The organism is [Clostridium] cellulosi (assembly GCF_036762875.1).
In the GTDB taxonomy this organism is placed as follows: domain Bacteria; phylum Bacillota; class Clostridia; order Oscillospirales; family Ethanoligenentaceae; genus Ruminiclostridium_D; species Ruminiclostridium_D cellulosi.
The window spans coordinates 54051-72880 of sequence record NZ_JBAIZF010000005.1; the positions used below are offsets into that span (position 1 = coordinate 54051).

Annotated in this window: 13 protein-coding genes; 2 read left to right on the forward strand and 11 right to left on the reverse strand. The window is 40.8% G+C overall.

All coding sequences use genetic code 11. The features are described from left to right. Positions 1–104: 104 nt before the first annotated feature. Positions 105–839, forward strand: coding sequence for an elongation factor P 5-aminopentanone reductase (gene ymfI, locus V6C21_RS02200; RefSeq protein ID WP_034838473.1), 735 nt, complete (start codon positions 105–107; stop codon positions 837–839). A 12-nt stretch (positions 840–851) separates the two neighbouring features. Here the strand turns inward: ymfI and V6C21_RS02205 are convergent, their stop codons facing one another. The 10 genes from V6C21_RS02205 to V6C21_RS02250 all read right to left on the reverse strand — a co-directional run bounded on the left by V6C21_RS02205 (position 852) and on the right by V6C21_RS02250 (position 10721). Further along, complete coding sequence (locus V6C21_RS02205) at positions 852–1763, reverse strand: hypothetical protein (protein WP_479268225.1); 912 nt, start codon at positions 1761–1763, stop codon at positions 852–854. Between the two features lie 226 nt (positions 1764–1989). Next, positions 1990–3777 (reverse strand): Rqc2 family fibronectin-binding protein, encoded by a 1788-nt coding sequence (locus V6C21_RS02210; protein WP_479268226.1) that lies wholly within the window; start codon positions 3775–3777, stop codon positions 1990–1992. 160 nt (positions 3778–3937) lie between these two features. Further along, on the reverse strand, positions 3938–4381 hold the full coding sequence (locus V6C21_RS02215) for a hypothetical protein (protein ID WP_479268227.1): 444 nt from the start codon (positions 4379–4381) through the stop codon (positions 3938–3940). A gap of 70 nt (positions 4382–4451) precedes the next feature. Beyond that, on the reverse strand, positions 4452–5552 hold the full coding sequence (locus V6C21_RS02220; protein WP_479268228.1) for a Nif3-like dinuclear metal center hexameric protein: 1101 nt from the start codon (positions 5550–5552) through the stop codon (positions 4452–4454). 1 nt (position 5553) lies between these two features. Further along, the gene (locus tag V6C21_RS02225; protein ID WP_479268229.1) at positions 5554–6282 is read right to left on the reverse strand and encodes a class I SAM-dependent methyltransferase; all 729 of its coding nucleotides are present in this window, start codon (positions 6280–6282) and stop codon (positions 5554–5556) included. Positions 6283–6301: 19 nt separating this feature from the next. Next, positions 6302–7537, reverse strand: a complete 1236-nt coding sequence (locus V6C21_RS02230; RefSeq protein ID WP_479268230.1) for a hypothetical protein — start codon at positions 7535–7537, stop codon at positions 6302–6304. Positions 7538–7694: 157 nt separating this feature from the next. Beyond that, positions 7695–7898 carry a DUF1858 domain-containing protein gene (locus V6C21_RS02235; protein ID WP_034838459.1) on the reverse strand — a complete coding sequence of 68 codons (204 nt, stop codon included), beginning with the start codon at positions 7896–7898 and terminating at the stop codon, positions 7695–7697. Between the two features lie 242 nt (positions 7899–8140). Beyond that, positions 8141–8419: a zinc-ribbon domain containing protein gene (locus V6C21_RS02240; RefSeq protein ID WP_034838457.1), complete on the reverse strand. Its 279-nt coding sequence runs from the start codon at positions 8417–8419 to the stop codon at positions 8141–8143. Between the two features lie 100 nt (positions 8420–8519). Next, positions 8520–9074, reverse strand: coding sequence for a sigma-70 family RNA polymerase sigma factor (locus V6C21_RS02245; protein WP_034838454.1), 555 nt, complete (start codon positions 9072–9074; stop codon positions 8520–8522). A gap of 291 nt (positions 9075–9365) precedes the next feature. Continuing rightward, complete coding sequence (locus V6C21_RS02250) at positions 9366–10721, reverse strand: MATE family efflux transporter (RefSeq protein ID WP_034838452.1); 1356 nt, start codon at positions 10719–10721, stop codon at positions 9366–9368. A 133-nt stretch (positions 10722–10854) separates the two neighbouring features. Between V6C21_RS02250 and V6C21_RS02255 the strand changes: the two genes are divergently transcribed. After that, on the forward strand, positions 10855–11070 hold the full coding sequence (locus tag V6C21_RS02255; RefSeq protein ID WP_034838450.1) for a cold-shock protein: 216 nt from the start codon (positions 10855–10857) through the stop codon (positions 11068–11070). Between the two features lie 224 nt (positions 11071–11294). On the opposite strand, the gene V6C21_RS02260 is transcribed toward V6C21_RS02255, so the two are convergent. After that, entirely contained in the window at positions 11295–18719 is a 7425-nt protein-coding gene (locus tag V6C21_RS02260; RefSeq protein ID WP_479268231.1) for an amino acid adenylation domain-containing protein, read from the reverse strand. Positions 18720–18830: the final 111 nt, after the last annotated feature.

Consider the following 18830-nt stretch of genomic DNA (forward strand, 5'->3'; position numbering starts at 1 on the left):
GGAAACTATTTATATAAAATGATACAAAGAGTAATATTTGAATTAACGGCAAGTTGAGTGAACAAGAGATTTGTATTATAATGAGTGAAATGAGGAGGAACAGCATGAGTAAAGTAGTACTGATTACAGGAGCGTCCCGCGGTATCGGGCAGGAAGCCGCTAAACTTTTTGCAAGAAACGGCTATAAAACAGCCATTAATTATTATAAATCCGAAAACGAAGCCTTGGAACTTGCGAAAACTCTTAACTCTGAAGGACTTTGTGCATCTGTCTTTAGATGTGATGTTTCAGATCTAAAGCAAGTACAAGACATGGTATCAGACTGCGAATCAGAACTGGGTCCGATCGACGTATTGATTAACAACGCTGGTATCGCACAGCAAAAGCTATTTACTGATTTGACGGCTGAGGATTGGGACCGTATGTTCTCAGTAGATGTAAAAGGAGTATTTAACTGCTGCCGCTGTGTTTTGCCGTCAATGATAAGACGCCATTCGGGAAAAATCATCAATGTTTCATCAATTTGGGGAATTTGCGGCGCTTCATGTGAAGTACATTATTCAGCTGCAAAAGCCGCTGTAATAGGGCTTACCAAAGCGCTTGCCAAAGAGGTAGGGCCGTCAAACATTCAAGTAAATTGTGTTGCGCCCGGCATTATAGATACACAAATGAACAGTGCGTTATCTGATGAAGAAAAAGCCGCTCTGTGCGATGAAACTCCGCTCGGCAGATTTGGAACTCCCCAAGATATTGCGCAGACAATGCTTTTCCTCGCTTCCCCTGCCGCAGATTTTATAACAGGTCAGGTGATAAGCCCCAACGGAGGTTTTGTGATTTAAAATATGTTTATGCTATAGGCCACGTAACCTGTTTTTGCCGTTCATTGACGCAATCTTTGCATCGATATCTTCAAGTTCAAACAGGAGAGGTTTTTTATCAATATTTAAATTGCGGGTTTTTAAAGTTGTAATAAGAATACGCCTTCTTGAAAGCAGGTCTTTGAGTGATGTATAAAGAGCTGGACTTTGTTCTCCCTCGTTGGAATCCAGTGTCTGAGCGCTATTTTTTTCACCGCGGTTGCCCTCATTTCTGCCGCTTTTGTTTTTATCTTGTTTATTGCGCCTTGAATTCTGTTCACGGCGCTTTTTTTGTTCGTCGTACTTTTCTTTTTCTGATACGAAATTCTTTAGATATTTTTTCGCCAGCACTACATACTTTCTTGTATATTCCCTGGCAAGTTCAATGTATCCGAGGCTGAGCAGCATTTCTGCATAGGTGTAGCAAAGAAACGGCGAATAATTGAGTGCAGGGCAGTCTTGCGCGGCCTGACACGCTCTTTCAAAACGCCCGGCAAAATAATCTGAAAAAATAAGGAACTCTTTTAGCTTTTCACCTTGTTCACTTGATAACAATAAATTTGTTTGTTCTTCTGCTTGTTTAAAATTCCCCGACAAGTAACTTATTATTATTTCACAGGCAGGCTTTTCTCCGCGCGAGGCTCTGAAAGCAAGCTCTGCTCTGAGACAGTCGGGTTCTATGCCTGAATTTAATATTTCATCAATATGTTGCATTACATTGCCGTTACTACAAAGCTGACGTATATACTGGCGGGTATTGTCCATGATAAATGTGTCACCTTGCCCGTTTTTCGACGTTGCAGACTTTCCGCCGCTTGCATGTGGAGCATACCCCTGAAGCGGCGATACAGTTGTCCTGCTATTCTGGTCGCTTATACGGTCCATTTCTACATGCTGTATTTCCACATTGACTCACCGCCCTTTTGATTTAGGTTTAGTCACTTTTATTTTATATCGTCAGCCCTCGTAAAAAATTTAATTTAACATTCTGATAACAGAAATTTTGACACTTTTATTGCTTCTTAATCGTCTTTTTTACTTACAGCATATTGCAATGGCTTCCTATTGCCTTTTTTGCTTCATGTTTTATAAAAACCGCCATTAGATTTTCTAATGGCGGTTTTTGTTTTTATTATTCTGCTTTAAGTCTCTCGGCAAGGGTTGGGTCGGGGCTTACAAATGCCGTTTTGAAATTTTCATATATAACCATACCGGGCTTTGCCCCGTTAGGCTTTTTTACATACCGCGCAAGTGTATAATCAACCGGTACTTGTGCTGAATCTTTCGCCTTACTGTGCACCGCGGCCAATATTGCTGCCTGCGTTAGCGTCGAATCCGGCACATCTTTGCCGTTGGAAATCACGATTACATGGGCCCCGGGTATATTGCGCGTATGCAACCAAATATCATTTTTTGACGCTGTTTTCAATGCAAGCCTGTCATTCTGGCGGTTGTTGCGCCCTACGAAAATATCAAAACCATCATCAGACTTAAAGTGCCATGGCGCGCTTTCTTTGGTATGCTTTGCGCTGTTCTTGCCGCCATGATTTTTGAGATAACCTTGTTCAACAAGTTCCTGCCGGATTTCATTAAGCCCGCTTTCGTTCTGAACCCTCGATAGCTCATCGAGTACCGACTCAAGATACATAAGTTCCGCTTCGCCGGCTTCAATCTGCTCCTTAAGGTATTTTTCAGCCGCCGACGCCTTACGATACTCATGATAATATTTCTGGGCGTTTTGAGACGGTGACAGCGCAGGGTCGAGCTTTATAGTAATCTCGGGTTCACCCTCTTCATAAAAGTTTGGGAGACTTACTGACGTAAGGCCTTTTTTGAGCCTGTAAAGATTTGCTGAAATTATATCGCCATATATACGTAACTGTTCCCGTCCCTTGCTTCGCTCAAGTTCATTCCTTTGATTTAACAGCTTTCGCTGAATCCTTCCAATACATGAATTTATTACGTTAACCGTGTCATGCGAACGCTGGTTCATTCGCTGAATGGAGTCTCTCTCCGTATAAAATGCGTCGAGCAGCTTTGAGTATGAATCAAAAGTTGCAGTGTGCGCTGCGTCTCCGTACTGTCTAACTTGCATGAATGAGAAATCCATCGGTTTTTTAGTTGATGGGTTTATGACCGTAAATGGGACGCCGTTTTTATTTGAGATATCCAACCGGAACTTATCAAGTATTTCAGACAATTTTTTATAATCTTCAGGCGCAAGGTCGCCTGTATGGGCGGTTGCGTCGCCCGTTAATTTCCAAGAAAGTTCCCGGCAGACAATCGGTGATACACCCTGCAGTGTCTGAAGCAACGTTTTTTGCAATTCGCTATTTCTTCCATTTCGAATAATAGCCGCAATAGCATCTGACGGAGTTTCAAGTATATTTAGTTTGTTTTGCTTAGGCGGCAATTCATAATTTAATCCCGGAAGGATTTGACGCTCACGCGACATCGTTTCGTCTACATGCTTTATTGCATCAAGTATTCGCCCGTTCTCATCAATCAGGATAATGTTGCTGTACCTGCCCATTATTTCAATGGCAATTGTACGAATAACTTCATCTCCCAACTCGTTACGGGATAAAAAGTCAATAAAGAGTATACGCTCGAACCCTGGCTGCCTCACGCCCGAGAATTTTGCACCAGATAAGTGCTTCCTCAAAAGCATGCAGAACATCGGCGGAGACATCGGGTTTTCCTTATTTATTTCGGTCAGGTGTACGCGCGGAGAATTTGCATTTGCAGATAAAAGTAGTTTCGCACTTCCCTGCCGTTTTCTGAAAACAATATCTATCTCATCTTTCTCGGGTTGATGTATCCTGTCTACCCGCGCACCGTCGAGCGCCGTGCTTATCTCAGACCCGAGAAATGATAAAAAAACACCGTCAAGCGCCATATATACCTCCAGATTGTTCAAAAGCAATTATGTAATTGCAGCTTTACTTAAGCCGTTTTAGCAGTCTTTATCTTTTCAAACAATGTTTTTGTTTCAGAACTACTTTGTCCATTTATTATTGTCAGTCCATCTTTTGTATAAATGTAGATAAACGGTGATTTCGAAGTATCTACAAAGACATCTATATGCTCACCGTCTGCTCAAGTGAGTCATCTGTAATTGTATAGACTGGTGGCTTAGCGAAAATTATTAAAACTGTAGTCAAGATTGCAAGAAATACAGCAAACGCCGCAATTGCTATTATTCTTCTCATTTTAATTTTAGCAGAAACGGCTTCTTCTTTTATTTTATCTAATTCAAATGATTGGGTTTTTTCTAATATGATATAAACTAAAACAAAGTCAATGATAATGAAGGCCAACAATGCAATTATAAAAGTTACAGTATTATAATTCGGAATAAATACAATTATAGTTCCGACTGCAACAATGAGTAATGATATACCTGTTAGCCGATTTTTCTTTATATCATTTTGATTAGAAGTATTTGAAAAATTATGCTCAAACAGAAGAACAAGTCCTGTGATTACAAAAATACCAACGAAAACCCATACTAATATTTTCATGATATTATCAATCACCTTTAACTATATCTTTCAATATACCTGATTTCAAATGGGCGTATTTAAACAAAAATTACAAAACATAATACGGTTCCTTATTACCCTTTGCAATTATAAACTCAACGTCCGGGAATCTTTTTTCGAGTTTTTGCATGAGTACAGGCAAAATAACCGTTTCTGTAGTAAAATGTCCGGCTTCAACTACATTTATCTGCATATTTTGAGCGAAATAGTAAAGGTGATGTTTCATTTCGCCGGTAACCAGTGTATCTGCCCCAGCCTGCACCGCTTTTGTGACTATATCTTCATCTACAGCGCCGCTGCATACGGCTATACAATATGCTTCTTTACCTGCATCAGTCAGTTTTACACTTTGGGCATCTAATGCCTTTTTAACAAACAAACCAAATTCCCTGAGCGATTTTGGTTCCTTTAACCTGCCGATACGCCCTATACCATACTTTTCACATACAGACTCATCTTCATAGATATCATAAGCCGGTACTTCGTAAGGATGAGCCTTGAGCATTTCAGAAATAACCTTCTTTAAATCCTGCGGAGCGCAGATTGCCTCAATACGAACCTCGTCAACTTTTTCCGGTTTTCCCGCTTCTCCAATAAACGGGTTTGAACCGCTAAGAGGCCGAAAATATCCGTTCCCGTGGATTTCAAATGCACATCCGTCATATTCGCCCAGTTTTCCTGCTCCAGCCTCTGCCATTGCTTTTCTGACCTTTTCGGCATGACTTTCGGGAACGAATACTACTACTTTTTTGAAATTCATTACCTTGTCGTCACTTAGCCTTTTGACATCGGTCAGGTTCAGCTTTTCAGCGAGAACGTCGTTGACCCCGCCGTTCGCCGCATCAAGGTTAGTATGCATACAGATGGCCGAAAGGGACATTTTTGCAAGGTTCCAGACAGCGGAGGTCGATCCATTTGCCATGACCCTTCTGACAGGGTTGAATATTACCGGATGATGACTGATTACAAGCTGAGCTCCGGTATCATGCGCCTCTTGCGCAATTTTTTCAGTAATATCAAGTGAAAGGACAGCTTTTTTAACATTTGAATCTGGATCGCCCACAAGCAGTCCCGCATTGTCGTAAGACTCAGCGAGCCACAACGGCGCAATTTCGCAAAGATAGTTATATATTTCAGAAACTGTTGTCATTTTAACACTCCCTGTCTTTTATAGTTTCACATAGTGCCTTTATTTTATCGGCAAGATACAGTGCTTGTTCAGCCTCACGCTCGTCAAGTTCACTTCTGTTTTTTGCTTTTTTCAGCCCGTTTGCCTTTTTATAAAGTGAATTTGCCTTTTGTTTGAGATAGACCAGCTCTTTTTGTCCACCCTCTGCGAGCAATCCAGTATAGCAAAAATAAGGGTCAGCGCGCCTTTTCTTGCCGTCATAATATGCGGAAATCACAAGATAACACTTTTGGCCTTGCTTTTCCAGTGCCACAGCTTCTTTATCAATTTTAAAACCATTTTCGCATAAAAATGCTCTCAAATCCTCCTGAGCAGTCATCGGTTGTAAAATCAAATGCTTCTCGGGGTTTTTAATCCAACTGCATTTTAAAATTATTTCGGAAATCAGTTCGCCGCCCATGCCGGCTATAACAATGTCGTCGGCCTGAGTCTCATTAATTCCTTCAAGACCGTCTGTGAGATAAAAATCAATTTTTCCCGAAGCATTGTACTCTTCTGCCGTCATTTTTGCACGCTTAAGGGGTCCTTCCCGTATATCACAGGCAACGGCATGCGGACATATGCCTGAATTCACTAAATACACCGGAAGATAGGCATGATCGGTTCCAATGTCCGCAACTGTCCGACCCTCACGCACAAAAGACTTTACCAGTTCAAGACGTGCTGTCAAATTTGGAAGATTATGTCCCAAAACTATCCCTACTTTACACTTAATCCATCTTTACCTCTACGCGGCCTTTATAAAGCAGCCAAGTCAATAAAGTCGATGCGTTTACAATAAGAGCAAATACTGCAAACATAAACGAAGAACGTGAAAGGAGTACAAGCATTGTAAGTCCTACTACTCTCCCCGCGCCGAAAAATACTTCCCTCGTGGACAGAAGCTGCGAAAATGAAATACCATCAATTGGTTTCTCAAATGCAGTGTAAAAAATACCTACCGACGGATTGTCCAAAAAAGCGGCGACAAGCGCATTCGCGATCGAGAGAATAAAAAGTACAAGAGGTTTCATATAAACCAGCAGTGGAATCGAGACAATCGTCGAAATTACCGACGATATTAGGACGCATTGCAACCTGTTACGGGGCCTGATTATTCTGCCCGCTAAGATAAAAGAGAAAATAGCTGTAAGTCCGCAAAGCGTTGTATTTAGACCAAGTATCGCCTCATTAGTTATCATTTTGAAAAATATTATATTCAAAAATAACGGATATGCAGTATTTTTTATCCCGCGAAAAAATTCCGCGGCAAATATACCGAAAACTTTCTTGCTGGAAAAAACATAACGATATGTGCCTGATAGATTTGAAACGCCAACGATTTTCACGTCTCCAAGCTTTGTTGCCAAAAATGTTGTACATAATGAAAACAAAAATGAAATTGCAAATATAATATTATAACCAAGCTGTCCGCCGAAAGTGCTTATGATAATGCCTGATATTAAAGGCACTACTAAATTAACAAATGAGCTTACCATTCCCATCAGCGAAACAACTCTGTCAAATATTTTTTCACTTGTAGTAATCTTTACTAACTCATTATAACTCTGCCAATAAAAGCCGTTTGCAAGAGCGCTCAATATTCCGAGCAAGACTGTATATTTAACTGCATTCCCCTGAAGCAGCAACAGTATTATGTAAAATATATTATATAATACAACGCCGATTCTTAGTATAAATACAGGCGATTTTTTAAGTGAAATCTGCGAAGACAGCTGCATAACAATTGCTAAGCCAAAAACACTTATTGCATTATATAGTGCAACCGTTGAAATCTTACCGTCCTGACGGAAGAAAAATGTATTTATAAATACACCAGGTATTGTAGTAAATAGCAAAAAGCTAAAGTGAGTTGCTATAAATTTTTGGGTCAATGTCGGAATGTCTATAAGTCCTGTGCGATATTCCAGCAAAGCGGTTATTCTTTCGCTAATTCGACGTTTCATAGCTGCCTCCAACTGCAGATCATGAGTAATACGCTTTAATTCCATTGCTGTCAGAGGTAATAATGTCATTTTAAGAAGATATTTTATTTTAATTATTCAAAAATAAGTTGTGCCATCCAAAATGGATGGCACAACTGTCAAAGACTATTTAGTACAATTATTTATTTGCCAGATATTCATTTATCTTTTTTACAAGCTCATCGCAATCTGCCCCGTGAACCATGCAAGCCTCTTCAAGGCTTTCACCGCGTGATGACGGGCATCCGAGGCAATGCATTCCCATTTCCAAGAAAAACGGGGCAGTTCCCTCATCAATATCTAATATATCACCGATAAGCATATCCTTTGTAATCTGTGCCATATTTTTACCTCCTTTTATTCGGTAAGCAGCACAATTAGTATTACACAAATTGCTTTCAGATTCAGCCGCAAATTCGTTTGAATCTTTATAACTGCCATACCTAATTTTAATTCATATAAAAAATTTATCTTTGTACAATAGTATTATAATAACCTTAATTGAGAAATGCAATACCCGAAAAAATTAAAACGCCCCAGAATAATCTGGGGCGTTTTTTACCGTGCCAAAATGAAAGGTGCCGATTATTGCTGCTCCTTGATTTTGGCGAAGCATTCACTGCAGTATACGGGGCGATCTTCTCTTGGCTGGAATGGAACCTTGCAAGATTTTCCGCATGCTGCACATACAGCATCAAACATTTCACGCTGGGGCTTGCCAGCGTTCTTTCTGGCATCACGGCACTTTTTGCATCTTTGGGGTTCATTGACAAAACCCTTCTGAGCATAAAATTCCTGTTCTCCAGCAGTGAAGATGAACTCCTCGCCGCATTCTTTGCAGATAAGCTTCTTGTCCTGGTACATGCTTTTTTACCTCGCTTTGAGATTATTAATTTGCCCAAGGACGGAATTGAACCGACACCTTTGAAAAACAACGCTCTCCCATTAAGCTACAGGGGCACGATCAATTTATTAAAACTCCCAGTCTTCGCTTTATGCTCTGAAGGGAATTGTCAACTTTTTTAGTACATACCTTCAATTCTTTTGCAATTGATTTATACGAAAACCCTTCTATGTACAAAAGAAAAAGCTTGCGTTCAAAAGGCGTAAATCTCATAAGGAGTGCGTCTTTAACTGAAGAGATTCGCTCCCGCATTATTACTACATCTTCGGGATTTTCAACATTGCTATTCAAATTCCTTACATAATCTAAGGAAATAATATCCCTTTTACTTGCGTTCCGCATTGCGGATAAAATTTGCCGCCTAATGCAAAGACAGGCAAAAGTTTTAAATGCAGCGCCAGCGTCAGATTTAAAAAATCTTACCGCCGATACAAGGCCTATGCCACCCTCTTGGACAAGGTCGTCAAAATCAACTCCGGAGCACTTATATTGAGCTGAATAGAACCTTATGTATGGTTCAAACCGTTCAAATATAGCACTAAGCGCAGTCTCATCACCGTTCTGGGCCCTAAAAGCGAGATTTTCATCTTTGTCATCCAGGACAGAGTTTTTCATGGACTTCACCCACTTTTTACCGCCCAAAGGAACTACACGACGGCAAACAGGCAAATAAATCACAATAATGCCGAGAAATTCTATATTGAAACGGCAAAAACAAATATTACCATATCAATCAAAAGAAAAATCTAAAACTTATAATACACCTGTATTGTAATGTTGTCAAGTGAAATAATAATAATTTTATTAAAATTCAGCGTTTTATATATTGATTTTTCAGAATGTAAATATCATGCCAAAATATTTATAAAAATTTGCGCAATTTTATATATAAAACTACCGATTTTTTTATCTTGTTACGTTCCTCGCCCACTTTTTTGACTTAAATCTTGCCAAACCGATTAGTAATTTTATGGGCTCATCGATAGTAAGGAAAAAGAATACTAAAGGAATCGGAAGTTTTAAAATTAACCCGGCGATACCTCCGAGAGGCAGTGCAGCAAACCACAATACCACCAAATCCAGGTACATCGCAAAACGTGTATCCCCTCCTCCGCGGAGAACACCGACTATATTTGTGCTATTAAAACAGCTAAAAAGAGTTGTTAAGGCATAGATGCCCAAAATTTGAAGAGTATAGCTTCTTGTTGCGCCGCTGACACTATAAATTGTTAGGAACGGCTCGCGAATTATCAATATAATTGCGGATGACACTACACCAAGAAGAGCACTTAAAATAAGCAGTGTTGAAGCATAATTCTCAGCCGTTTTTATATTGCCAGCTCCTATCTGTTTTCCGACTGCTATAGCGGTAAAATTGGCAACACCCATTATCAATACTGTTGCGAGCCTTTGAACAACACCGGCAATACTGTTTGCAGCCACTACCTCACTGCTTATATGTCCTATTACAACCGACTGCATACTTTGTCCCAAAGCCCATAGTGTTTCATTAATAACGACTGGTAAACTATAATGCAGAAAATCCTTTAACAACAGCTTATCCACTACAAGAAAATCTGATAGTTTTATGCGAAGCCTCTTATCAAAAAATGAAGCATAAATTACCGTGAGGATGAGTTCGGTGATGCGCGCAAACAATGTCGCTGTCGCTGACCCGCGGATTCCCATTGCAGGGAAACCAAATTTACCAAAAATCAGCACCCAGTTCAAAGCAACATTTACAACGAAAGATATTGAATTGATAATCAATGGGACAGTAACATTCTCTATACTTCTCAGTATATAAAGATATGTTGTTGAAATGGCTGACAGAATATATGAAAAACCGATGATACGCAAAAATTGTGCTCCGAGCACTATAACGTCCTTATCTTGTGTGTAAAAACCTATAACACCCTCTGAAAAAACAAGGACAATAAATGCAAAAAATAAAGAGCAGATTACCGACGCTCTTATTGCCAGTGTCATAATCTTGCTTATTGCGTTGGTATCTCCTTTGCCCCAATACTGGGCAGTCAATACACATGCACCGCTCGCAAGTCCGAACATAAATACGGTAAAAATAAAATATGGCTGGTTAGCTATGGACGACGCGGAAATCTGGTTTTCACCAAGAGAACCAAGCATTACCGTGTCAACCATATTAAGTCCGAAGCTGATAAGATTCTGCAGAGCAATAGGTATTGTGATAGTTATTAGCATTTTATAAAATTCTTTGTCGCGTACGATAGATAGTTTCATTTAGTCCTCCTGATAGCTGCTCTGATTTAAATTCATAATTTATTATTCATTTGCAGGAAACAATTTTTTATTAATTCATCTGTTTTTATTATATATAAAAAGGACATATTATTTTGTGTGGGGTGGTGATATTGTGTATCATGGGACAGTGAAATGGTTCAACCCTGAAAAAGGTTATGGATTTATTGCCAATGACGAGGGCGGAGATGATGTTTTCGTTCATTTTTCGGCAATTCAAGCTCAGGGCTATAAATCGCTGACGGAGGGGCAAAAAGTCTCTTTCAACACTGAAATCGATCCAAGAAACGGAAAATTGAGAGCAACTGATGTCTCAGTAATAGATCAGTAAATATAAAACCGTCTCATTTGAGGCGGTTTTGATATTTCACTAAATTGCGAAATCTTTCTGATATTTTATCAGCTTTTATTTGCTTTTGCAATGATTTTCGATTATATCGTATCTTTACGAAACGTGACACAGTAATGAAAAAGCAGCGAACAGCAGGCCTTAGTAATATACTATCACAAAAGGCCGCATGTTCGCTGTGAATTCTGTTATAAAACTAAACTGAATTATTCATTACTATTATTAAGACTTGATACCAGCAGTTTTATATATTCCCTCTCTTTCTTATATATACTTCTAAGTTTCTGCGAGACGCTGTACAGTTTATCATAATTATAGATTTCCGAATAAAATATCTTTGCCGTTACCCGTCTTATATCGGACCACATTTCTGTAATTTCATTGAGTGATTCATAGACGTTTACCAGATTTTTATTTGCCATTTTTTCAAATTTATACTTATCCGCATTTTTTGCGTTTATCACAGAATTAAATGATTCTATGAGTTTGTTGCCGTTTTTAAAAAACTCATTTTTATCGGATATTATCCTGTCGAAATAAAATATAAAATCCTTGAGGCACTCCAGTCTGTCGGCCATTAGGTTCTGATTGTTCAGTATATTGTTTTTATAAATCTGAAAGTATCGATTACTTGAGTTATCATATGCCGTACTACTTTTACTTTTTGAAAAAGCATATAAAACGGGCTGTTTTTCATTGGAATAAAAGTATTCCATATACCCCCTTGTCATATTGTATATATCCTCAAAGCTGATTACTTGTTTTTTATATAACAAACTGTCACGAAAGCTGTGTTCGATGATATTAAATGTCTTTTCGGCTTCATCATATCCATAAATCAAAACAGTATGGGACCAATGCTTATTTTTATATAGATCGGTTCTTATGGATTCGTAAAAACAGTCTACCCAGACTATTACCGGCTTATTCTCATCCAAAGCCGCTGTAATATCACCTATTATATTTTCACTGAAATTTTTTGTTTGTAATACCATTCCTTCCTCGCTGAGCACGCTTTCTATCGGAATTGCTGGGACATATTCCATATACAGTTTTGCTCTTTCGCCGTCTTTTGGATATTTGGCATAAACTGCTATATCGTTTATTAGAAACGGCAAAATACTTTTTCCAAAATGGATGACAACAGGGAAAAACGAATTATAGAAACATAGCTTATAGAAAATATCGTTAAACGGCTCGATATTTTCTATTATTTTTCCGCTGCTCTTTTTGGTTATCGTTGCAGCAGCCTGTTGCCTGCTTATTTCGCTATTATCCATTTGTGATTGCACACTGACAATATTTTTGGAATCATCAATAAAAGCTGCCAATTGCTCTACGGTCTGATACTTATAGATGTCCGAGTAACTAAAATTAAGATTTCGTTTGGATGCAATCGCTTCTGCTTTAATTGCCAGCAAAGAATTTCCGCCGAGCTCAAAAAAGTTATCGTATTTGCCGACCCTTTCATAGCCGAGTACATCTGCAAATATCTGCGCGATCATCTTTTCTGTATCGCTGCCGGCAGCATCATATGAGGGCGTTTTAGATGATAAAACAGGTTTTGTTTCAGTTGTTTTTGTACGCAGTTTTGTCTTCAATTCATCACTGAGCCTTAAAGGAATCCTTCCTTCCATAGTCAGTATTTCGCTTTCAAAATTCATTTCGCCTACAATTACCCTTGCGATATCCTTATGCATTAACTCATCGAGGCATTGCAAGCCCTTCTCGATTGGCAGAATCTTGAACATCAAGTTTTTATCGTATACTCCATATTTTAGCTGGTCGTTTTCCCAAACAGGCCAATCGATAGCAAGCGTTCTTAATCCCGATCTGTTTCTTGCAGCGGCGAATGAATCAAGATATGAATTTGCCGCAGTATAGCTGCAGGAACAATAACCGCCGATAAGCGTTATACCCGAGGAGTACATGACAAAATAGTCCGGCTTGTCCTGCCGTGTTAACTTATCGAGCAGCCATGTGCCGCGGACTTTGGGCAGCAGAACTGCATTAACGCTTTCCCATGTCTCCTGATTAATTAATGCCCCGCCACTGCCGACTCCGACAGCCGCACAGTGAATTACACCGCCAATTCTTCCATACTCACGTCTTAATTCGGCCAGCAGATTACTAAGGCTGTCGGCAGAAGTAATATCACAACTCCAGCAGCGCACATTTGAGCCTGACTTTTCAATCTCACGTACAGTATTTATTACACTGCAAAGCCGTTTATCTGCGCCTTCAGCTAAAATATTGTCCCACTCAGTTCTGTCCGGAACAGGGGTACGGCTGACAAGGGCAATATTTGCTTTGCCCTTTGATGCGATAAGTTTTGCAGCTTTAAGCCCCAGCCTGCCCGTTCCTCCGGTAATAAGGCAGACGCCTTCAGACACTTGCGGTATGCCGCTGTCATTAAGAGCGGATTTATCCACTTTCTCAATTACGTCAACATACCTCTCACCGTCGCGGTATGCCACAACCCAGTCGTCGGCTTCGTTACACAATTCCTTAACAAGTACCGCAGCGTCAGTATGCTCATCAAAATCAATCATCCTGCACTGTATGTTTTCATACTCCATACCGATACATTTACCCATACCGAATGTGATGGCGTTTTCCGGGTTTATTCTTGATTCTCTGCCGGTAACTTCATTTACATTGTCCGAAACAATTACCAGTTCTATTTTGTTTTCAGCCGTATTGCCAAGCGCTTTTACAAGATAAAGAAGGCCCTCGGAGTGCGAATTTTGCACCTCTTCCAGCTCTTCTGCAGAATTAATTGTTTTATTGCCTGTAAAGGACAGCAAATAAACTACTGTGCTGATTCCGTACTCTTCAACATCTTTGACAAGGCGCTCATAATCTTTCTGCGTCCCGTCAATTATGTAGTTTTCATCTACTCTGCTGAATTGAGAGCCAAGCTGCGCCTTAATCAACGTCTTTGCTTTTGCTTTAAGTACGCTGATAAACTCATCAAAAATACCTGTTCCATCTGTAATTACAAGTACACTCCTCTTTGAGAGATTTTCGGTGTCAGACACAAGCGCCTTCTTGTGCCAGCATACGGTATAATACATGTCGTCAATACCTTCACTATACGTATCCGGCAAGTCTATCCAACATCTTCTTCTCAAAAACGGATACGTAGGGGCATGTACTCTTCTGAGATTTTTGCCGGCATATAGCGCATCCCAGTTTACGTCAGCGCCGCTCACATACAGCCTGCAAATATCGCAAAGCTTTTCTTCATCTGTCATCGAAGATTCCGCTAAGGCTTTTACCAAATCGTTAGCCTTTTCTGTGCTTTCTTTATCCCCAAAGTTATTGATTTCGCCATAAAAAACTCCGCTTACATTGGCACCATTTTCGATAACAACTTTCAGTTCAGCGAGTTTATCCCTCAAGCTATCATTGGGCCTTAAAACAACTCCTGCCCTGAAATTGTAATGGCCTCTGCCGGTATTCAGCGTATAACATAGATCCTTGCAGTCTTTGCCCTTGAAGTCCGGAAATGCTCTTATGTAACTGTCAGCAAGTTCTATCAAAGATTCTTTCGCCTTAGCCGACAAGGTCAAAATGTTCAGGCTTTCTTCATCACTCTGGGCATCATTTTGGGGTGCAGGCGCCTCCTCCAAGACAATATGGCAGTTGGTGCCGCTCAGCCCAAACGCGCTGACTCCGCACCGTCTGGGACTGCCGTCTGTGTCCCAATGGCGTGTTCTGTCATTGACATAAACCGGTGAATTAATAAAGTCAATTGCTCTGTTAGGTTCAGAAAAATGTATGGACGCAGACAACTGTCTGTGACTCAGCGCAAGTGCGGCTTTGACAACACCGGCAACACCGGCAGCATTGTCCAAATGGCCGATATTAGATTTTACCGCGCTTATCGCACAGAATTGCTTTTTCTTTGTATATTTGCGGAATGCCTTAGTTATCCCGTCAATTTCTATCGGGTCTCCAAGTCTTGTGCCAGTTCCATGCGCTTCAATATAACTTATTGTTTTAGGATCAATACTCGCGTTTTCCCATGCTTTGCTTATAACTTCAGCTTGGGCGGTGGGGCTCGGCGCGGTTAAGCCGTTTGAGGCGCCGTCTTGATTGATAAAGCTGCCTTTAATCACAGCGTATATAGAGTCTCGGTCTCTTATCGCCTTATCCAAAGGTTTCAGCACAATTGCCGCGACGCCTTCTCCCTTTGCCGTCCCATTTGAATTATCGTCGAAGCTTCTTGTTACAGCGTCTTCCGATTCAATTCCCATCTTATATTGATTTTTTATAGAATACAGCCATACCTTTACTCCGCCGGCTATTGCTATATCGCATTCGCCGTTTCTTATCCCGCAGCATGCATAATGAATTGCAACAAGCGATGAGGAGCATGCTGTGTTTATAATTACACTCGGGCCCTTAAAATCCATTAAATAAGAAATACGGCTCGCAATAACGGGAGTAAGGTTTCCGGGGGCCGCGACAACATAGTCTTCCGGGCTCGTTTCGGCTATATATCTTCCGTAATCGGATTCGCCGCAAAAGCCGACATATACACCTGTCCTTGAGCCGCGGAGTTTGTCGCCGCCATATCCGGAATCTTCAATAGCAGCCCACGCGGTTTGCAGAAACAACCTCTGGTTCGGGTCCATTAAATCTGCTTCTTTTGGTGCAATCCCGAAAAATTCACAGTCAAATTTATCAATCTCATCAAGATACGCCATTCTTTCATATTCCAAACCGCTTGTATCCCGATTTTGTGCTTTTAGCATGGCGTCAGCGTCCCTGCGCCTATTTTCAGAAAAATCCCTGATACAATCAACTTTGTTTTTAATGTTGTTCCAAAACTCGTCTTTATCGCGTGCGAGCGGCATGTTGACTGAAATCCCTATGATGGCAATATCGCCGGCATTTTCAGCAGCGGGCTGTTCTTTCACTTTACTTTCAAATTGAGGCAATTCGTCTTTGAGGCTGTTCTCTATATAAGCAGCCTGCTTTGATATGCTCGGATACGAGAAAAGGTCGGTTACCGTAAGAATACCGGGGTACAGCTTGTCCAGTTTTGAATGCAGATTTATAATCTTCATTGAATCCCCGCCGATTTCAAAGAAGTTGAGATTGGTACCGATATTCTTAATTCCCAAGACTTCTTCCCAAGCCTTTTCAATCTCGCTCTCAATCTTGCTTTCTGGTTTGACATACTTCTCGCCGATATCGAGAGTGTCGGAGGGTTCAGGCAAAGCTCTCCTGTCAACTTTCCCGTTCGGGGACAATGGGATAGTATCGAGTTTCACGAATTTTGCTGGGATCATATACTCCGGCAAGGATTTTGATAGGAAATTCCGCAGCTGCATTATTGATATATCTTCTTTTAACACAATATAAGCGCACAAATATTTATTCTGTAAATTGTCAGTCCTGTCCAGCACTACTGCCTCTTTGACGGCTTTGTGCTTTAAAAGTTCCGCCTCGATTTCAGCAGGCTCGACGCGATATCCCCTTATTTTTACCTGAAAATCAACACGTCCTAAAAACTCAATATTTCCGTCAGGCAGCCATTTCCCCAGATCACCAGTTTTATATAGCCTTTCCCCAGGTACGAACGGGTTGCTAACAAACTTAAGATCCGTCAAGTCCTGTCTGTTTAAATAGCCTCTTGCGAGCCTGCTGCCCGATATGCATAGTTCTCCCGGAACGCCAATGGGCTGAAGATTGCCGCTTTTGCTGAGAATATATATTTTGGTATTGGCCGCTGGTTTTCCGATAATCGTATTTGTATCTTCGGTTAGGTTCCTGTAAATTGACGCGACGACCGTGCTTTCCGTCGGTCCGTATTCATTGACAAGCTCAAGATTCGGAGCCTTATCCTTGCTTCGTTTTATAAGCTGGAACGGAGCTTTGTCGCCCGCGAGCGTTACTATCCTAAGGCTCTTCATTTCATCAGGAGACATGCGGTCAAGAATAGCAGAATACAGCACCGGGACACTGATAAAATGAGTCACCTTATGCGCAATGATTTGCCTTTTGATGGCGTCTGGGTCTTTTTCCATGTTCTTTTCGAGCAGGGCGACCTTTGCGCCTGATATAATCGGTGTGAAAAAGCTTGTTAAGAATCCGTCAAACGAATAGGAAAAAAGCTGCAATACGCAATCGCGTTCAGACAGCTTGTATTCATCGGCGCGCCACAAAAGTGTCTGGGCTATGCTCTTATGTTCAACCATAACGCCTTTGGGGGTGCCGGTTGTCCCTGAAGTGTATATAACATAGGCAAGATTATTCGGTTCGCTGGTTTTTCCAAGATTTGCAGAGTCTGATGCGTAATTCTCTTTATCGTAGAGGTCGATGATATCAACTTTTTTCTTTATTTTTGATACATACTTTGGGTCAGCCAGAACCAATTGGCATGCGCTATCATTCAGCATAAACTCTATTCTTTCTTCGGGGAAACTGGTATTTATCGGGAGATATGCGCCGCCCGCTTTGAGTATCGCCAGTATCGCAATGGCCATCTCAAATGAGGGGTCAACAAGTATGCCGACTACATCATCCGGTCGAACGCCTTTCTTTATGAGCGTCCGCGCCAGCATGTTGGCCCTTTTGTTCAGTTCCCCGTAGGAAAGTTCCCTGCCGCCGACAACTATAGCTATTTTGTCCGGGGTCGCTGCTGCCTGCTTTTCAAACAAGGCATGCAACGTAGTTATATCGTAATCTCTTTTTGTGTCATTGAAGCCAAAAATAATCTGAGCCTTTTCCTCTTCAGACATCATCTCTATTTGTGACAGTTTTGCCTTGCTGTTGTCTGCCACAAATTTTAATATATTCAAATAATGGTTTATGAAGCGTTTTATTGTACCGCTACTGAACAAATGGGTACAATAATTAACTTCAAAATCTATGCCATCCTTGTTTTCAGTCACGTTTACCGTAATATCGACTTGTGCCATCTTGTTCTTGATATCGTATCTCGATGTTTTTATGCCGCGCCCTTTTACCTCCGGCACATTCATATTCTGCATTACAAACATGGTGCTAAAAACAGGATTTCTGGCGGTATCTCTTTTTAAATTTAAATCTTCAACAAGACTGTCAAAGGGGTAATCCTGATTATCAAAAGCTCTTATGCAGTTATTGCCCACTTCTTTCAGAAAGTCAGCAAATACTTTTTCCGGCTCCGGATAATTCCTAAGGGCAAGTGTATTCAGAAATATGCCGACAATACCGTTCGTGTCTTCGTGGATTCTTCCGGCAACAGGCGTACCAACTATAATATCGCTTTGCCCTGAATATTTGCTCAACAAGACATAGTAGGCAGAAAGCAGGACTGTATACAAAGTCACCTTATTTTCGCGGGCGAGGCCAGTAAGCCTGTCGGCAAGCTCACGTCCAGCCTGAAAATGGACAGACTTACCCTCAGGGTTAAACTTGAGCGGTCTTGGATAATCGCAGGGCAGGTCAAGAACAGGAAGTTCGCCGCTGAGTTCCTTTTTCCAGAACGATTTCTGCGCCTTTATAAAATCGCTTGAAAGCAGTTTTTCATGCCACGCGCAGTAATCCCTGTACTGAATCTTTAACTCCGGCAACTCTTGTCCTGCATAGAGGGCATTCATTTCCTTTATAATAATGGCTATAGTGCTCCCCATTGTCAAGACAGATTTTTCGTTTTTTTAGTTAGGTCCTCCTTTCTTCTAATTAGTAAATTTTAACATTTATGCATTCTATTAGAGGATGTCAAGGGCGAGCGTAAGCGAGTT

What these genes read in the sequence shown, in the direction of transcription:
- V6C21_RS02220 (WP_479268228.1), bottom strand. Translation starts at nt 5,552, where the DNA reads ATGACAACAGTTTCTGAAATATATAACTATCTTTGCGAAATTGCGCCG.
- V6C21_RS02245 (WP_034838454.1), bottom strand. Translation starts at nt 9,074, where the DNA reads ATGAAAAACTCTGTCCTGGATGACAAAGATGAAAATCTCGCTTTTAGG.
- V6C21_RS02250 (WP_034838452.1), bottom strand. Translation starts at nt 10,721, where the DNA reads ATGAAACTATCTATCGTACGCGACAAAGAATTTTATAAAATGCTAATA.
- V6C21_RS02215 (WP_479268227.1), bottom strand. Translation starts at nt 4,381, where the DNA reads ATGAAAATATTAGTATGGGTTTTCGTTGGTATTTTTGTAATCACAGGA.
- V6C21_RS02235 (WP_034838459.1), bottom strand. Translation starts at nt 7,898, where the DNA reads ATGGCACAGATTACAAAGGATATGCTTATCGGTGATATATTAGATATT.
- V6C21_RS02260 (WP_479268231.1), bottom strand. Translation starts at nt 18,719, where the DNA reads ATGGGGAGCACTATAGCCATTATTATAAAGGAAATGAATGCCCTCTAT.
- V6C21_RS02240 (WP_034838457.1), bottom strand. Translation starts at nt 8,419, where the DNA reads ATGTACCAGGACAAGAAGCTTATCTGCAAAGAATGCGGCGAGGAGTTC.
- V6C21_RS02230 (WP_479268230.1), bottom strand. Translation starts at nt 7,537, where the DNA reads ATGAAACGTCGAATTAGCGAAAGAATAACCGCTTTGCTGGAATATCGC.
- ymfI (WP_034838473.1), top strand. Translation starts at nt 105, where the DNA reads ATGAGTAAAGTAGTACTGATTACAGGAGCGTCCCGCGGTATCGGGCAG.